15 protein-coding genes are annotated in these 16,847 nt (G+C 62.7%); 5 read left to right on the top strand and 10 right to left on the bottom strand.

The window, feature by feature from the left end; translation table 11 throughout:
* Positions 1–169 precede the first annotated feature (169 nt).
* The 3 genes from ACREYQ_RS23055 (at position 170) to ACREYQ_RS23045 (ending at position 3,936) form a co-directional block, all read left to right on the top strand.
* Positions 170–1,564, top strand: coding sequence for an amino acid permease (locus ACREYQ_RS23055; protein WP_432262468.1), 1,395 nt, complete (start codon positions 170–172; stop codon positions 1,562–1,564).
* A gap of 109 nt (positions 1,565–1,673) precedes the next feature.
* Positions 1,674–2,870 (top strand): amino acid aminotransferase, encoded by a 1,197-nt coding sequence (locus tag ACREYQ_RS23050; protein ID WP_432262467.1) that lies wholly within the window; start codon positions 1,674–1,676, stop codon positions 2,868–2,870.
* Positions 2,871–3,111: 241 nt separating this feature from the next.
* A complete protein-coding gene (locus ACREYQ_RS23045) occupies positions 3,112–3,936 on the top strand; it encodes a MipA/OmpV family protein (RefSeq protein ID WP_432262635.1) in 825 nt (274 codons plus the stop codon).
* Between the two features lie 59 nt (positions 3,937–3,995).
* Here the strand turns inward: ACREYQ_RS23045 and ACREYQ_RS23040 are convergent, their stop codons facing one another.
* Positions 3,996–4,982: an Ldh family oxidoreductase gene (locus tag ACREYQ_RS23040; RefSeq protein ID WP_432262466.1), complete on the bottom strand. Its 987-nt coding sequence runs from the start codon at positions 4,980–4,982 to the stop codon at positions 3,996–3,998.
* Positions 4,983–5,419: 437 nt separating this feature from the next.
* Between ACREYQ_RS23040 and ACREYQ_RS23035 the strand changes: the two genes are divergently transcribed.
* Positions 5,420–5,932: a formaldehyde-activating enzyme gene (locus tag ACREYQ_RS23035; protein WP_432262465.1), complete on the top strand. Its 513-nt coding sequence runs from the start codon at positions 5,420–5,422 to the stop codon at positions 5,930–5,932.
* A 389-nt stretch (positions 5,933–6,321) separates the two neighbouring features.
* Positions 6,322–7,197, top strand: coding sequence for a LysR substrate-binding domain-containing protein (locus ACREYQ_RS23030; protein WP_432262464.1), 876 nt, complete (start codon positions 6,322–6,324; stop codon positions 7,195–7,197).
* Positions 7,198–7,309: 112 nt separating this feature from the next.
* Here ACREYQ_RS23030 and ACREYQ_RS23025 read toward each other — a convergent pair whose 3' ends face one another.
* The 9 genes from ACREYQ_RS23025 to ACREYQ_RS22985 form a co-directional block, all read right to left on the bottom strand.
* Positions 7,310–8,557 (bottom strand): MFS transporter, encoded by a 1,248-nt coding sequence (locus ACREYQ_RS23025; RefSeq protein WP_432262463.1) that lies wholly within the window; start codon positions 8,555–8,557, stop codon positions 7,310–7,312.
* Between the two features lie 106 nt (positions 8,558–8,663).
* Positions 8,664–9,638 (bottom strand): NADPH:quinone oxidoreductase family protein, encoded by a 975-nt coding sequence (locus tag ACREYQ_RS23020; RefSeq protein ID WP_432262462.1) that lies wholly within the window; start codon positions 9,636–9,638, stop codon positions 8,664–8,666.
* Positions 9,639–9,657: 19 nt separating this feature from the next.
* A complete protein-coding gene (locus ACREYQ_RS23015) occupies positions 9,658–10,077 on the bottom strand; it encodes a MaoC family dehydratase (protein WP_432262461.1) in 420 nt (139 codons plus the stop codon).
* 11 nt (positions 10,078–10,088) lie between these two features.
* Complete coding sequence (locus tag ACREYQ_RS23010; RefSeq protein WP_432262460.1) at positions 10,089–10,529, bottom strand: MaoC family dehydratase N-terminal domain-containing protein; 441 nt, start codon at positions 10,527–10,529, stop codon at positions 10,089–10,091.
* 291 nt (positions 10,530–10,820) lie between these two features.
* Positions 10,821–11,804: a GlxA family transcriptional regulator gene (locus ACREYQ_RS23005; protein WP_432262459.1), complete on the bottom strand. Its 984-nt coding sequence runs from the start codon at positions 11,802–11,804 to the stop codon at positions 10,821–10,823.
* A 101-nt stretch (positions 11,805–11,905) separates the two neighbouring features.
* The gene (locus ACREYQ_RS23000) at positions 11,906–13,243 is read right to left on the bottom strand and encodes an MmgE/PrpD family protein (RefSeq protein ID WP_432262458.1); all 1,338 of its coding nucleotides are present in this window, start codon (positions 13,241–13,243) and stop codon (positions 11,906–11,908) included.
* A 3-nt stretch (positions 13,244–13,246) separates the two neighbouring features.
* Entirely contained in the window at positions 13,247–14,047 is an 801-nt protein-coding gene (locus ACREYQ_RS22995) for a crotonase/enoyl-CoA hydratase family protein (protein ID WP_432262457.1), read from the bottom strand.
* Positions 14,044–15,630, bottom strand: coding sequence for a class I adenylate-forming enzyme family protein (locus ACREYQ_RS22990; RefSeq protein ID WP_432262456.1), 1,587 nt, complete (start codon positions 15,628–15,630; stop codon positions 14,044–14,046). The genes ACREYQ_RS22995 and ACREYQ_RS22990 overlap by 4 nt, the downstream gene beginning before the upstream one ends.
* Positions 15,631–15,648: 18 nt before the next feature.
* The gene (locus ACREYQ_RS22985; protein ID WP_432262455.1) at positions 15,649–16,839 is read right to left on the bottom strand and encodes an acyl-CoA dehydrogenase family protein; all 1,191 of its coding nucleotides are present in this window, start codon (positions 16,837–16,839) and stop codon (positions 15,649–15,651) included.
* Positions 16,840–16,847: the final 8 nt, after the last annotated feature.

Genomic DNA, 16,847 nt, shown 5'->3' with positions numbered 1-16,847 from the left:
CCCTGACCGGCTGCCTTTGACAGGCGCAGCCGGCTCCGGAAAAGCACACCGCCCGCGGCAACACCCTGCCGCGCGGCAGGTGACGTCCCCCAGGCCCAAGCGTCCGACTCCGACAAAAGCCAGAGACGCGGGCCCGCATTCCATGAGAATGGGTAGAGGAAACAACTGCATGCATTCCAGCAACAATGACGGCACGCTCAAGCGCGGGCTGAAGAACCGGCACATCCAGCTGATCGCCCTCGGTGGCGCCATCGGCACCGGGCTTTTCCTGGGCATCGCCCAGACCATCAAGATGGCGGGACCCTCGGTCCTGCTGGGCTACGCGATCGCCGGCATCGTGGCCTTCTTCATCATGCGCCAGCTCGGCGAGATGGTGGTGGATGAGCCCGTGGCGGGCTCGTTCAGCTACTTTGCCGACAAATACTGCGGCCACTTCGCCGGCTTCCTGTCGGGCTGGAACTACTGGGTGCTGTACATTCTGGTGAGCATGGCCGAGCTTTCGGCCGTCGGCATCTACGTGCAGTACTGGTGGCCCGAGATCCCGACCTGGATCTCTGCGCTGACCTTCTTCGTGGTCATCAACGCGATCAACCTGTCGAGCGTGAAGTCCTTCGGCGAGATGGAGTTCTGGTTCTCGATCATCAAGGTCGCGGCCATCATCGGCATGATCGGTTTCGGCGGCTACCTGCTGATGTCCGGCAACGCCGGCCCGCAAGCCAGCGTGGCCAACCTGTGGCAGCACGGCGGCTTCTTCCCGAACGGGATGGGCGGCCTGGTGATGGCCATGGCGGTGATCATGTTCTCGTTCGGCGGCCTGGAGCTGGTGGGCATTACCGCGGCCGAGGCCGACTCGCCCGAGAAGACCATCCCCAAGGCCACCAACCAGGTGATCTACCGCATCCTGATCTTCTACGTGGGCGCGCTGGCAGTGCTGCTGTCGCTGTACCCGTGGGAGAACGTGGTCACCGGCGGCAGCCCGTTCGTGCTGATCTTCCACGCGCTGAACAGCAACTGGGTGGCCAACGTGCTGAACGTGGTGGTGCTGACCGCAGCGCTGTCGGTCTACAACAGCGGCGTGTACTGCAACAGCCGCATGCTGTACGGCCTGGCCCAGCAGGGCAATGCCCCCAAGGCACTGCTCAAGGTCAACCAGCGCGGCATCCCGCTGACGGCGCTGGCGCTGTCGGCCGTAGCCACCGCGGCTTGCGTGGTGATCAACTACTTCATGCCCGGCAAGGCCTTTGAGCTGCTGATGGGCCTGGTGGTGTCGGCGCTCATCATCAACTGGGCGATGATCAGCCTGATCCACCTGAAGTTCCGCGCCGACAAGCGCCGCGCTGGCGAGGCCACGAAGTTCCAGAGCTGGGGCTATCCCCTCACCAACTACCTGTGCCTGGTATTCCTCGCCGGCATCCTGGTGGTGATGTACCTGACACCCGGCCTGCGCCTCTCGGTGTACCTGATCCCGGTATGGCTGGTAGTGCTCGGCGTGAGCTACCTGGTGCGCCAGAAGAAGGCCGGCACCGCCCTGCAAGGCGGCGTGGCCGCCCAGCAGCTGCGCTGATGCGGCAAAGGCGGCGCCTGCAGGCTGCGGGCGCCGCCGGTTAGAATTCAGGCTGCGCGACGCCCCCGCGCCGCGGCAGCTGCCCCCCGACCCAATTCCATCGCATCCCATGTTTGCACACATCGAGGCATTTCCCGGCGATCCGATCCTCTCGCTCAACGAGGACTTCCAGCGCGACCCGCGCACCGACAAGGTCAACCTGAGCATCGGCATCTATTTTGACGACGAGGGCCGCCTGCCGGTGATGCAGGCCGTGGCAAAGGCCGAGGCCGCGCTGCTGGCCGACATGGGCCCGCGCCCCTACCTGCCGATGTCGGGCCTGGTGGCCTACCGCAACGCGGTGCAGGCACTGGTGTTCGGCGAAGACTCGCCGGCGCGCGCCGCCGGCCGCATCGCCACGTTGCAGACGCTGGGCGGCTCCGGCGCGCTGCGCGTTGGCGCCGACTTCCTCAAGCGCTACTACCCGCAGTCGCAGGTGTGGATCAGCGACCCCAGCTGGGAAAACCACCGCGTGGTGTTCGAGCGCGCCGGCTTCACCGTCAACACCTATCCGTACTACGACGACGCCACCGGCGGCCTGAAGTTCGACGCGATGATGGACGCGCTGCGCACCATCCCCGCGCGCAGCATCGTGCTGCTGCACGCCTGCTGCCACAACCCGACCGGCGTGGACCTGAACCAGGACCAGTGGCGCCAGCTGATCGCGCTGCTCAAGGCCAATCAACTGCTGCCGTTTGTCGACATGGCCTACCAGGGCTTCGGCGCCGGCCTGGAAGACGACGCCTTCGCCATCCGCGAGCTGGTGGCGCAGGACGTGCCCTGCCTGGTGGCCAACTCGTTCTCGAAGAACTTCTCGCTGTACGGCGAGCGCTGCGGCGGCCTGAGCGTGTTCTGCAACACCGCCGGCGAAGCCGCCAACGTGCTGGGCCAGCTGACCGGCGCGGTGCGCGCCAACTACAGCAACCCGCCCACGCACGGCGCGCGCGTAGTGTCCAAGGTGCTGACCACGCCCGAGCTGCGCCAGTTGTGGGAAGAAGAACTGGCCCAGATGTGCAGCCGCATCGCGCGCATGCGCGAAGCGATCCACCACCACCTGCGCGACCATATCAGCGGCGAGGCTCTGTCGCGCTACCTGACCCAGCGCGGCATGTTCACCTACACCGGCCTCACCGCCGACCAGGCTGAGCGCCTGCGCGAGCAGCACGGCGTGTACCTGCTGCGTTCGGGCCGCATGTGCGTGGCCGGGCTGAACGAGCGCAATGTGGGGATCGTGGCCAAGGCCATCGGAAGTGTGCTGAAGGGCTGAGTGTCTTGCTCCCCTCTCCCGCTTGCAGGAGAGGGGAGACAACAAACCGGCAACCGAACGTGTTCAGCAGGATTAAGCGGCGCCATCAGGCGCCGCTTTTCTTTTGCCCGCACGGGTTGCGCGCCCCGCCATCCAATGAAAAAATGTCGCCACGGGCCCCGCGCCCCCCAAACTGACTGCCCGCCACCCGGGCGTGGAGACAACCGTGCCCGAGCTTTACTCCAAGCGCCCGCCGTCGCGCATGACCCTGCTGCTGGCCGCCGGCGCCATCCTGGCCCCTGGCCTGGCCAGCGCCCAGACGCCGGCGCCGCTGGCCGAATGGCAGTTCTCCGCGGGCATCCCCCTGGAAAAGCTGTTTGAGGAGGAGATTCCGGTCTGGCAGGTGCGGCTGGGTGGCGCGGGCATGGTGCGGCCGCGCTACGATGGCTCCTCCGACTACATCTTCATCGCCGGCCCAAGCGTCGATATCCGCTACCGTGACCTGGCGTTTGCCTCGATCGGCGAAGGGCTGGGCGTGAACCTGCTGCGGGGCAAGAACTGGCGCGCCGGGATCGCCTTGTCCTATAACCTTGGGCGGCGCGCAGAGGAAAATTCCCCGATCCTGGACGGCATGGGCAATATCAACCCGGCGCCGGAAGGCAAGCTGTTCGCGGAATACGCGGTCTCGAAGGAATTCCCGCTGGTGCTGCGCATCGACGCGCGCCGCAGCCTGGGCGGCACCGACGGCTGGGTTGGCGACATCGGCGCCTATATGCCGCTACCCGGCAGCTCCGAGAAGTTCTTCTGGTTCGCCGGCCCCACCGTGACGCTGGCGGACTCGCGCTACATGAACGCCTGGTATGGCGTCAGCGACTCGCAGGCCCGGGCCGGGCGGCCCGCCTACCATGCGCGCGGCGGCATCAAGTCTTACGGCTTCGGCGCCAGCGCGGTGTGGTATTTCACCAAGCACTGGTTTGCCACCAGCGACGTCGCGATCTCGCAACTGGCCGGCAAGGCTGCGAACAGCCCGATCACGCGCAAAGCGACCAACGGGGTCTTCGACCTGTCGGTCAACTACGAATTCTGACGCCGCCACCAATCGTCTCTGCAGCAGCTCGCTGCTATTGCCCCGGGAAGCGAGCCGGGCTACAACTCCGGCGCCACAATCGACCATATTTCGTCGGTAACGTGAATGCCCTGCTGTTCGCAAGATCGATTGCTCCTCGTTTCCATCTCGCCGGGAAGCAGTACTTCTGTGAATCCCTCCGCCACCGGGGTGTCTTTGACGCGATCAAGAAACGTGTCCGCTGCCCGATCGTAATTCCTGTTGCCGAATGCCGCTATATCCAGGAGAACCAGCAACCAGTTGAATTCCTTGGGCTCGGCGAGCATCGCGCACCCGACCAGTTCCGCGATGATGGCCATGCCCGAACCCTTGGGGCCTGCGGCGGGCAGCAATGCGCCGCCTGAGAAAAAATCCTCAGGATTGTTGGAAGGTTTCCCATCCTTATCGACAATGCTTCCGGCGGGCAAGTTCTGCTTCTTCACCCGGTTGATTTTGACCTTGCCTTCGGCAACGGCGGAGGTGGCGAAATCCACGTAAACCGGTCCATATTTTCGGCTCGCCATGGATAGCGCGTACGGATTGGTGCTCATGACCGGCTTGGCGCCTCCGAACGGCACGACCTTGCTCCAATCCTTGCCATTGCCCCCTCCACCCATGGTGATGGCCATATACCCATTGCGAGCTGCCCGTTCAGCATACGCTCCCAAACGACCGGTATGCCCGCAATTCACGATCGCCGCGGCGAAGCACCCATGCCGGCGAATTCCGTCCATCGCAAGATCCAGTGCATATTCGAACGCCGCAATCCCCAGCCCACCGCCTCCGTCCACGACGCTGACCGCCCCCGCGCTGCGCGTAACCGATGGCGTCGCATTCGTGTTGATTTCCCCCATTCGTGCGAGCTTCATGTAAGACGGAACGCGTACTAGGCCGTGAGAGAACACTCCTTTGCTTTCTGCATCGACCAGGTGATTGGCAATGATTCTGGCCTCTCGCTGCCTGAAGCCTCCTTTCAGAAAGCCGCCAGTTACCTGGTCGACAAGGTCTTCATACATAAAGATTGGCATCGTCGCAGCTCCCGTGCGGCCTATTAAGTGTCATCGACATAAGGCGTCAGTTTTCCGGCTGGCGCCTGGACAGTCACGCGCGTTCCTTGCTGAAGTCGTCGATTGGTTAAGCAGGACGTAAACGCGGACTTGAGGAAAGCAGTTGCATGAGCAGTCCGTAATGGCTGCGTCGCAGGTCCTTCCGAACGTGTACTGCCCGTGTATTTGCTGCCCCTCAGTATTGCCACCGGTGCAATCTTCGGCAAGAAGCGAATTTGATCCCCTCCCCCACATTTTTTTTATGACGAATGCTGCAGGTTTGCAGCGCCGACGATGGGCAAGAGCAGCCCCGTCCAGCCTCATAAGAAATTTATGGCCACTCGGGCGAATTTCTTTTCGTGTCGCTCGTCGGCTGCCACACTACACTTACAGCATTGCCAACCGGAGGAACGTTAACGATGATGATCGGCGAAGCCGCAAGCGGTAACGATCACAACCGTGCCCATGTGAATGTTGTACTTGGCGACAAGATGGGGCCGTTGGGGACAGCCTTCGCCAATACGATGGGTCGCGGGCAACCGGGCCAGATGCCATTCACTGTGGTCGTCAAACCTGGGATGATTGCCCGCCCAATTACCCTGTTCGTAAATAAGCGGCCTTGTACCAGCGAGTTCCACACGAAGTTGACCTACGGCGCCGCCCAAATGGGCGTGTCCAAGGCGTTGGTGGAGTCTTTCCGGGATCTTCCATTTCCCGACGGCGCAAGAGAAAACTGGGTCGCCATCGTTGCTGTTCTGGTGCCAGACGATGCCGACGACGAAGATGCCGTATTCCTCAACAACCTTTTCGCAACCCGCACAGCCATCAAGAATGGGTTGCGCGGCGCCCCTTCGTTCGACGAATGCCTTGGCACGCTTGAAGAACTCGGCAATCGTTTCTACAAGCCAAGTGCAAGCATGAGGGCTCGTTGAATCTCGAGCGTCTCGGACAACGGCAACGCTGATATTTGCATCACACAGCGCGCAGCGGTCATGTGGGACTCGAATTCCCACTACATCACGAAGAACTCCCGCTTTGGCATAACAAGCCATTGATAAACAGGATTGCGATTTGGATCCCGGACTCAGCAAGCGAACGGGCATCTTATATCACGGGGTCTGCGATTCGAGTCGATGGGGGGACGATCGCCAGAATTTGAGTGCAGTTCACCATTGGCGGCGCGACACCGGGCATACGTACCGCATTGCGGTCACATGGATAGATGACTGAAAGGCACGGTACGATATCGGTTCGACCGTCAGGCCCCCGCCTGAGGTTGAGTCACCGCACGCTTGGCGATGCGCTTTGTACGAGGCTGACGATGTTTCGCCTTCCCCCCTTGAACTATCTTCGCACGTTCGAAGCCGCTGCCCGCCATCTGAGCTTCACCCAGGCCGCCGATGAATTGAATTGCACCCAGGCATCTGTCAGTCAACAGATACGCGCGCTGGAGCACTTTATCGGCAAGCCACTGTTTCAGCGATTGCCGCGCGGCATTGTCTTGACCGAGGTCGGGCAGGCTTACCTGCCTGCGGTCCAGGCCTCGATCCAATATCTTGCTGCCGCAACCGTTGGCCTGGTGGGCAGAGCCCGTACGCAAAATCTGGTGATATCGTCCCCCGTGGCCTTCGGTTCGTGTTGGCTCGCGCAGCACATTCAGCAGTTTTGCGCCCAGCATCCGAACGTGAACGTGACCGTCAACTGCACCATATGGGACGATCCCAGTCTCGAATCCGCGGATCTTTTCATACGCCTGGGAAGTGGAAACTGGCATGAAATGCGGTCGAAGCGGCTCACGCGGGAACGCGCCCTGGTTGCATGCTCACCGGAACTGTTGCATGGCGAGAATGCGCTGAAAAGGCCGGAAGACATCAAAAGGCATCGGCTCATCCATGTGTTGTCGCGGCAAGACAATTGGAGCCGTTGGGCTGCCGCTCAGGACGTTCACAATCTGGAAAAATGCCCGGCGATCTGGGCCGACAATTCGATTGTCGCGCTCGAGCTTGCAGCTTCTGGGGCCGGGCTGGCGTTGACGCTTGAGACCTTTGTCGCCTGGTCCGTCAAGCGCCAGGCCGTGGCTTGCCCATTTTCTGAAGCGCTCGATATCCAGCAAGGACACTTTCTCTTGCGCCCGTTGAACAAGCCATCAAATTCCGTGGCGGAGGCCTTCATGGACTGGCTGCCTGGCATCGAATAGTGCCTGACCAACCCGTTTGCACGGAAGTATTATTGTGAGTCGTGCAGGACGGCCGATTGCACGGCAACGCCGCCGATCAGTGGTTGGCAATCAGCAAGCGGGGCAAGCCCGCCTACCGGTCGTGATGCGGCATGCGTTGAACCGCGAAACTGCGCAGTGTGAGCAGCGCCAGCGTCGATGTCACGATCATCGTGAACAGATATGGACCCGCTGGACCGGTCATTGCCATCGCGAGCGACGCGAGGGTCGGGCCGGCGATGCCGCCGACGGAAAAAATCAGCAGCAACCCTGCACTGACCGCAACGCGTTGCAAAGGTGGGATGAAGTCGTTGACATGCGAAATCACGATGCCATAAATGGTGAAGATGAGGCTCACGTAGACGTAGGAGAGTATTGCGAGCGGTCCGCTAGCGCGGAACAGCAGGAGCATCAAACTGCAGAGGGCCGACAGCAGCGACACGGCCAGAAGAACGATTCGACGATCAAAGCGGTCCGAGAGCCGCGCGATCGGCCATTGTGGAAGAAGCGCCGCAACCAGGGCAATCCCCATAAAATGGGACACGCTCGCAACCGAATAGCCAACACTTCGCATGAACACCGGGTGCATCGAGTAAAACGCGCTGTTGAGCAAGCCCGCCGCGAGGGCACCCCACAAGCCCAGCGGGGCCGACCGCAAGACCGTGCGCAGACCATGCCGCCCGGCTTCGCACCTCCCATCCCCACCGTGCGCGCTGTGTGTGGCGCCGTGGCTACTGGCAAGGGTGACGGGTATCAGTGATGCCGCAAACAGGCCGCCGACAAGCGTGAAAAGCTGGAATCCGGACGGATCCGCGAGATTGATCAGGAACTGGCCGGTTCCCACGCCGAGATAAGTGGTAATCAGATACGCGGAGAAGACGCGCGCCCGCGTCGCGTTGCCCGCCGAGGCATGCAGCCAGCTCTCCATCACCGTGAAGACGCCGACCAGGCAAAACCCTGTGGTAAAGCGCAGGCAGATCCAGAAGAAAGGCGCCGTGATGAGGGCATAGCTGAGTGCGCTGCAAGTCGCCACCGCAGCAAAAACCACGAAGGCGCGATGGTGCCCAACGCGAGCGATCAAGGAGCCGCACAATATCGCGCCCAGCATAAAACCGACGTAGTACGACGACTGGACAATCCCAAGCACGACCGGTGGAACGCCACTGTGTACCATCCGCAGGGAGATCAGCGTGCCGAGCAAGCCATTGCCGGTGATCAGTACCGCGTAGCCGATCAGCAAGCTGAGGATGGCGGATGCGATTCCCTGGGCGACGCTGCCGCCATCGGGTTGCGTGCCGTCCGAACCCGGTTGCGCGTCGTGTATCGATGTTTCACTGCGCATGCGTGTCCTGACTAGGGCGATGCTGACCAAGTCCACCATCCCCGTGGCCCAACCGCTGCAGATCGGTGGACATGACCCGACAAACGCAGCGGGTTGCGAGGAAGGCTCAAGGTAGAAGCACCACCTTGCCCGTGACCTCGCGCCGCAGCAACGCGCGCAAGGCATCGACTGCACGCGCCAACGGATAACGCCCACCAATGAGCGGCGTCAGCTTTCCGGTGGCGACCCAGTCGAGCAACTGGTCGATATTCTCGCGGTAGCGCGCCGGCTCGCGGCGGGAAAACTCGCTGCAGAATACGCCGACGACCGCGTAGCCTTTGAGCAGCGGCAGATTAAGCGCAATGCGCGGGATCTCGCCTGCGGCGAAGCCGACGACGAGGAAGCGGCCGTTCCACGCTACGCTGCGCAGCGCCGGCTCGGTGTAGTCGCCGCCGACAGGGTCGCACACGACATCCGCACCGCGACCGTCGGTCAGCGCGCGTACGCGCTCCTTCAGGTCCTCGCGGGCGTAGTTGATGACGCTGTCGGCGCCGCGGCTCCGGCACACGTCGAGCTTTTGGTCAGACGAAGCGGCGGCTATCACCCTCGCGCCGAGCAGCTTGCCGATCTCCACTGCGGCGAGCCCGACACCACCGGCGGCGCCGAGCACGAGCAGCGTTTCACCGGCCTTGATTTGCGCACGATCCTTGAGCGCGTGCAGCGCGGTCCCGTATACCGTCAACGATGCCGCCGCGACTACCGGGTCGGTGCCCGCAGGCAGCGGGAAAACCGCCGCGCTGTCGACCAGCGCCTCCTGCGCGTAGCCGCCATGCGCCGCGAGTCCGATCACGGCATCGCCGGGGCGAAGGTGCGCAACGCCTTCGCCGACTTCCTTGACAAGGCCCGCGAATTCGTTGCCGGGCGCGAACGGAAGTGGAGGCCGCAGCTGATATTTCCCCTGCACGAGCAGCGCGTCCGGAAAATTCACGCCAGCCGCCTGGACGCTGATCACGATCTGCCCCTTGCCGGCCACCGGTGATGGCACGTCCTCGAGCACGAGCCGTTCGATCGGGCCAAATTCCTTACATAGCATCGCTTTCATGTGATGTCCTATCGAGTGTTCAGGGCAGCGCAAGCAATGCTTCGCCTGCCGTCTTGACCTCACCGAATTGATCCGCGGCCTGGATCTCGACGCGGACGAGCTTCTCGCCGTCCCGTTCCTCCTTCTCCATGATCATGCCGGTGCAAGTGATCACGTTGCCGAGATGCGTGATGCGGACGAAACGCACATCGAGCCGGCGTAGCGCGGCCTGCGGCACCCAGCGGATGATGAGGCGCCCGAGATACGCCATTGACAGCATCCCATGGCCGATCACATCGGCCATCCCGGCCTTGCGGGCAGCGTCGGTGTCGATGTGGTAGGGAAAATGATCGCCCGAGGCCCCGGCGAACAAGGCCAGCGTCGTCCGGTCGAGCGCGGGCACTGTCAGCGGCGGCAGCGTGTCGCCGACCCTTACGCTGGCAAAGGAGAGTTCAGCCATGGCGTTATTCCTCAATGGCGAACGACGAGAACGTGGCGCATTTCCGCGACCAGCTTCCCGTGCTGGTTGGTGACGACCGATTTCCTGATGACGAACTCGAGCGCACCGTTCTTCTTGTCATAGATGTCAGTGATCTTCGACTCGACCGTGATCGTGTCTCCGGCGCAGATCGGGCTGTGATACGAGAAATGCTGCTCGCCGTGCAGGGTACGCGCGAGGTCGATACCCAACGCCTTCATTGCCGGCTCCACCGTGCCGGCATCGAGCTCCGCGGCATAGATGAATGTCGGTGGCGCCAGCAACGAAGGGTATCCGGCAGCCTTCGCCGCGGTCTCGTCGGTGTAGACCGGATCGGTCTCGCCGATCGCCTTCGCGAAAAACCGCAGCCTGCCCTTCTCGATCTCGAGCACCGCTTTCGGCAACTTGGTTCCGATGAATTTCCGGTCGATCATGATTGATTTAGATTGCCTGGAGCCCTGTACGAGCCATGTTTATGGTGCTGGCTGCTTCGGTTACAGGTTAGACGGAAGGTGATTTTCTTGCTTAACATGGGATCGGCATTGTTTGTCACAAATGCGACGTGCGCCAACTCCGCCATTGTCGGACACGTCAGTCCGCAAGAATTGCGCGCGCCAGGTTCTGGTGCGAGTTGAGTGCCAGCGTCGAGCGCAACATCCGCGATCACACCCACCCTGTTGACCAAGATAGAGATGCTGCATACCACCCGTGCGCACTACCCCGCGCTACAGCCGCTCTTTCGCGTTGCGTTCCTGGCCGGGTGTGCGGTTGAAAAACTTCCGGTAGCACCGGCCAAGATGAGACGCGCCAGTGAATCCGCAGCGCATGGCGATGTCGAGTAGCGGATACGTCGATTCGTGAAGTAGTTTTTGTGCCGCCTTTAGTCGCAGTTCCAAATAGAATTGCGAGGGCCCCACCTTTAAATGCTTCAGCCATAACCGTTCGAACTGGCGGGGGGATATGCCCGTCAGCGAAGCGATGGTCGTGATTGGGATCGGCCGCTCAATGTTCTGTTCCATCAACGTAATAGCGTGGACGATGCGTCGGTCGTCGATGCCGTACCGCCACTGGATCGCCATTTTCTGGCTTTCCTCGGAGCCGCGCATGCGCGCGTGCAGGAAATTGTCCGCCACTTCGGCCGCGAGTCGACGGCTATGCTGATGCGCGATGAGATCGAGCATGAGGTCCATCGCTGCCGTGCCGCCCGCACAGGTCAAGCGATTGCCGTCAACACAGTACAGGTCACGGGTCACCACGATCGACGGAAACTCGTCGGCAAACGCCCGCAGGGCTTCCCAATGGATCGTGCAGCGCCGCTTGTCGAGCAGACCGGCGCGCGCGAGGATCATCGTGCCGAGGCTGATTCCGCCCAGCGGGCGGCCTGACGCGGCGTATCGCCTCAGGAAGTCGAACACTTGCGCGTTGCGATAATCGTCGACGCCGATGCTGGCCACCACAAAAAGATGGCTGAACTCGGACGACGATGTCATCGCAAACTCCGGCAAGAGGGAAAAGCCGGAACTCGAGGATACCGGTTCGCCGTCCGCGCTGATCAGGTGCCAGCTGTAGAGCGGCTTGCCGGAAATCCGGTTGGCCGCGCGCAGAGGCTCTGTCGCCGAACTGAGCGCCATCATCGAGAAATGCGGCACGAGAAAGAATCCCATGCGCTGGGTCGTCGGATCGCCTAGATCGCTTTCTGACAGGGCCATGGGCAAGCGCGGATCTTTCACGGGGGGGAGGCTGTGTGCAGGCTGTTCGCGCGCGTCCTCGTCGCCTGGGCAGCGATGGGCGCGCACATCGATCCAGAAAATTACACCCGGATCTCGCCAAGCACCAGATCGAGTAATGGCGCGATCGGGGCGTCACTCGAGCCCAGGTCGTCGATGCGGCTCTCGAGATCCTTTGCCTGCCGTGCGACGCAGGCGCCTTCGGCGAGCTGACGGAACTTCTGTCGGATCGCTGCCGCGCCGAACGGGAGGTCGGGATCGCCGCGTGCCTGGGTCGGCCCCGAGGTAAGGACGCGGCCGTCGTGCAGTTCCACGCTCACGTCGGCCATGCGCTCCTTGGGAAAGCGGGAGGTGAATTCGCCCCGCTCCTGCGTGCGTATCAGGTGACTGAGTCGCAGCACTTCGGCATCCTTGAGGCCCGCGCCCTCGATCGCATCAAAACTGACCCTGCCGTACTTCAGCGCCACGGCTACCGAAAACAGCAAACTGTATTGCGCTTGCTCGGTGGTCGCGGGCCGCGCCTGCGCGAGCCGCGTGGCATGATGGAAAGTTGCGACGCGCACGGCGCGAATCGCCTCGCTCGCAAAACCGTACCGCTGCTTGAGCGCCAGCGCCGCGTCGATGGCCGGATGCGCCCAGCGGCATACCGGTTGCGGCTTGAAGTACTGCTCCATGATGCGCCAGCGCTGGCCGAGATCACTCCAGTACTCCTGCGCCTCGGGCTGCTCGACGGTAAGCGCCGGCGCGCCAGTGAAGCCCTGCTGGGCAAGAAACCCGGCGCTGAGCCCTGCCATGCATCCCCAGCCCGAGCCGTCCTTGACCATCGTCGGATGGTCGATGCAGCGCATCATCTGGCTGCGCGGCCCATGGTATTCGGCAATGCCGAGTGCCTCACGCGTCTGTTGCGGATCGAGTTCCAGCACACGCGCAACCAGCGAGGCCGCAGCCAGCGCGTTCCACGCACCCGACGTGTGATAGTCGCAGGCGCTTGCATGCAGCGCAATGCCCGCGCGCGTGCCGATCTCATACCCCAGCACGAGATTCGTGAGGAACTCGCGACCGCTCATATCGGGCCGCTGCTCCGCCAGCGCAAGCAGCGCCGGGAGCACCGTGACACCGACGTGTCCTTTCGTCTCGGCGTGGCCATCGTGACCGTCGCAGCTGTCGATCGTCATTGCGCCCGCAAGGCCTGCGCCGACGGGACTGGCTACTCGCCCGTCGAAGAGAATGCGCGAGCGCAGCTTGCCAGCTGCGAAGAATTCGACCGCGTGGTCGCTCGCGATACGCGATAACGTGGCGGTTCGGCCGGCCAGCGCGACACCCAGCAGATCGAGCAGGCACAGTCTGCCCTGCTCGACGACGTCCTGGGGCAAATCGCCGAACGTCAGATGATGGATGAACGGAATCGGGAGGGTGCGCATGGGTCAGTCTCCGGTGAAATGGGCTGGCCGCCGCTCGAACGTCGCGGCGAGGGCCTCGCGGTGGTCGGCGGTGCGGTGGGCGATGCCCTGGAACGCAGCCGAGAGCTCCAGCAGGCTAGGCAGATCCATGCGTTGGCCTTCCCTGATGAGCCGCTTCGACATCCGCAGCACACCGGGCGGATTGCTGGCAATTGCCCGGGCGAGCGTGCGCGCCGCATCCATCAATTCATTGTCCGGCACGATCCGCGACACCAGTCCCAACTCGTGTGCGCACTGCGCGTCGATCGGCGTGCCGGTGAAGATCATTTCACAGGCACGCGACAGCCCTATCGCGCGGGGCAGCAGCCAGGCGCCTCCGTCGCCGGGGATGATGCCGACCTTGGCGAAGCTTTCGGCGAACACCGCACTCGCGGCGGCAATGCGAATATCGCACATCAGGGCAAGATCGCAGCCGGCCCCATGCGCCGGGCCGTTGATCGCGGCGATGCAAGGCACGTCAAGTTCATGGAATGCCCTGGGAATGCGCTGGATGCCGCGCCGATAGTTCTCGCGGATCTGTGCCGAGCCGCCTGCAAATGTGCCCTCGTCGTCGCGCATATGCTTGATGTTACCGCCCGACGAAAAGGCGGTCCCCTCGCCCGTCAGGATGATCGCCCGCACGGTGGCGTCCGCCTGCGCACGCTCGAGGCTGTCCACCAGTGCGTCGACGACCTCCATCTCCGTCAGCGCGTTGCGCGTGGCTGGTCGGTTCAGGGTCAGCGTGACGATCGTTTCGTCCAGCTCATACCGCACTGCGTCGTTCATTGCGAGGCTCCTGTCGTCAGGCGTTGATAAACTGCACCGGCCAGCTCGTGCCGCAGCACCTTGCCGCTCGGGTTCAACGGCAGTTGATCGACGAAGAACACCTTTTTCGGACGCTTGTAGGGGGCGAGGTCGTCGCTCGCCTTGCAGAACGCGACGACGGCCTCTTCGGTGAGATGCGCGTCGCTGCGCACCACAAACGCGGTGACCGCCTGGCCCCACTTCGGATCAGGTACCCCGATCACCGCAGCCTCCTGCACACCGGGACAGTGATACAGGACTTCCTCGACCTCGCGCGGATAGATGTTTTCCCCACCCGACACGATCATGTCGTCGGCGCGGCCATGGAAGTGAAAATACCCGGCTTCGTCGACGCTGAAGAGGTCGCCCGTATACAACCAGCCGCCCTTGAATTTCTTGTCCGTCTCGACCGGATTGTTCCAGTAGCCGGCAGCCAGTTGCGGACCCTTCACGAGGAGCTGGCCGACCTCGCCGGTGGGCACGGTCTCGGCCGGCGACACGGTTCGCTCCGGATCTTGCTTGACGACGCAACAGGTGCTGATCAGCGTCGGCTTGCCACACGAGCCGAGATAGGCCACGGCGTCGCGCGGATGCAGCAGCAACGTCAGGCTCGCCTCCGTCATGCCATAGCCGTTGAAGATATTGGGGCAGAACTCCTCGATCACGCGCTGCATGGTTGCAGCCGGAATGGCCGCGCCGCCCGTCGTGATCATGTGCAGGCTGCTGACGTCGATCGAGGCAAAGTCAGGATGGAACAACATATCCTGGATTTGCGTCGGCACCGCGAACAGCGTCGTGATGTGATGGCTGGCGATCGCCTCGAGCGTGGCCAGCGGTTCGTAGCGCGGCAAGATTATGTTCGCGGCGCCCACCATCATGTGGGGCACGAAATAAGCCTGCATGCCGCCCACGTGATACAGCGGCGCGATATGCAATGCGGCGTCTTCGCTCGTCAGGCTGTATTCCATCACGCAGTTGGTCGCGATCGCGACGTCGTTACCGTGCGTGTGAATCGCGCCCTTGGGGCGGCCGGTCGTGCCAGACGTATAGACGAGCGCCGAGATGTCGTCCGGCTTTACGCGGGGCAGCGGCGCGTCGAGCGACTCGATACCGTCGATCAGCGACTCGAAAACATGGTGATGCTTCGGCAGGCAAACCGCGTCGGCTGGAGCCCCACACACGCCGGCGAAGGTGCGCAGCTCCGGCAGTGCGAGCTCGATCTTGCCGATGACGGGCAACATCGATTCGTCGTAAATCACGATGCGTGCGCCTGCATCGCGCAGGATGAACGCGGCCTCGTTGGCCGACAGGCGGTAGTTCATGGGCACGGCGATCGCACCGAGCAACTGGCACGCCATATAGGCCGTCGGCGTCGCATCGGACGTCTTTTGCAGAATGGCAACCCGGTCCATCGGCCGCACGCCGAGGTTGAACAGCGCCTGGGCAAAGCGCCTGACACGCAGACCCCATGCCGCATAGGTAAGGGTGGTGTCGCCGCAAACGAGCGCTAGTCGCTCAGGATACTTTGCGACAGTGTTTTCAAACAGTGACGTGATGGTAAGCATGGGACGGGATGAAACTCTCTAAAGATTGATCCGGATATCCGGGAGGTCGCGGCTGGCAATCAGGTATTTGGCGACCTCGGACGTGCCGCCGACAATCGTGAGCGCACGGGCATCGCGATAGAGTTGCTCGGCACGGCCGTACTCCTTGGTAAGGCCATCGCCGCCCAGGATCTGCACCGTTTCGTTCGCGCAGAAATTCGCGGTCTCGGTCGCCACCAGCTTGGCCATGGCCGCCTCCTTCATGAGGGCCTTGCCGTCGATCCCGGCGTCGTACATCTTGGTGGCCCGATAGGTAAGGAGTTCGGCCGCGTCGATGCGCCAACTCATTTGCGCGATCTTGTCCCAGATCAACTGTTTGCAGCCCAGCATCTGCCCAAACGACTTGCGCCGCTGCGCGTGCGTCGTGGCTATGTCGAACGCACTGCGCGCGACCCCGAGGCCTGAGCCGCCAAGGATTGCCCGCTCGAAATTGAACATGCCGCGCATGATGCGAAAGCCGCCCCCGCGCTCGCCGAGAAGGTGATCGGCCGGTACGCGGCAGTCGTTGAATTCGACTTCGCCCACGATACAACCGCGCCGTCCCATGAACGTATAGTTACGTGGGAAGCGGACGCCGGGAGCGGTCGCCGGGACTGCGACGGCCGTCATGCCCGCTTGAGCCGGGTCGGCATCGGTCGCGATGCCATACACGATGTACACATCGGCAACCGAGGCGTTCGAGATATAGCGCTTGAAGCCGTTGACGACCCATTCATTGGTCTTCGCATCGAAGTCGATCCGCGTTTCCATGCCGGCGGAATCGCTGCCGACATTGGTTTCCGTCACGCAGATCGCACCAATCGCGGTGCCATCCAGAATCGGCGCCAGATAGGTTTCGCGCAGTCGCTCCCCCGCATGGCGGTGCAGTGGGTAGGCGCAACTCAGTGCGGTCGCTATGGTCGTTTCAAATGCGTAGTTGATGTATGCGGCCTCCTCCGAGAGCACCGTTGCATGGGTGAGGCCCGGCTTTGCGAGATCACCTCGGTACAGATCGGGAAACATCAGCCGCAGGTAGCCGGCCTCGCCCAGCGAGCGCACCACGTGCTTCACGGCAGACCAGTCCTGCCGCTCTTCAATGTCATTCGCTCGCGGGGCCAGTTCGCGCTGCAGGAAATCGCGCACCTCGCCCCGAAACGCGCGATCGGCGTCATCAAGCAGAAAGTCTCGCATTGTCATGT

Origin of the sequence: Cupriavidus sp. TMH.W2, assembly GCF_050847365.1 — a bacterium.
GTDB lineage: Bacteria > Pseudomonadota > Gammaproteobacteria > Burkholderiales > Burkholderiaceae > Cupriavidus.
Note: the sequence above shows the minus strand (reverse complement) of the source record. Positions and strands in the feature narration are given on the sequence as shown.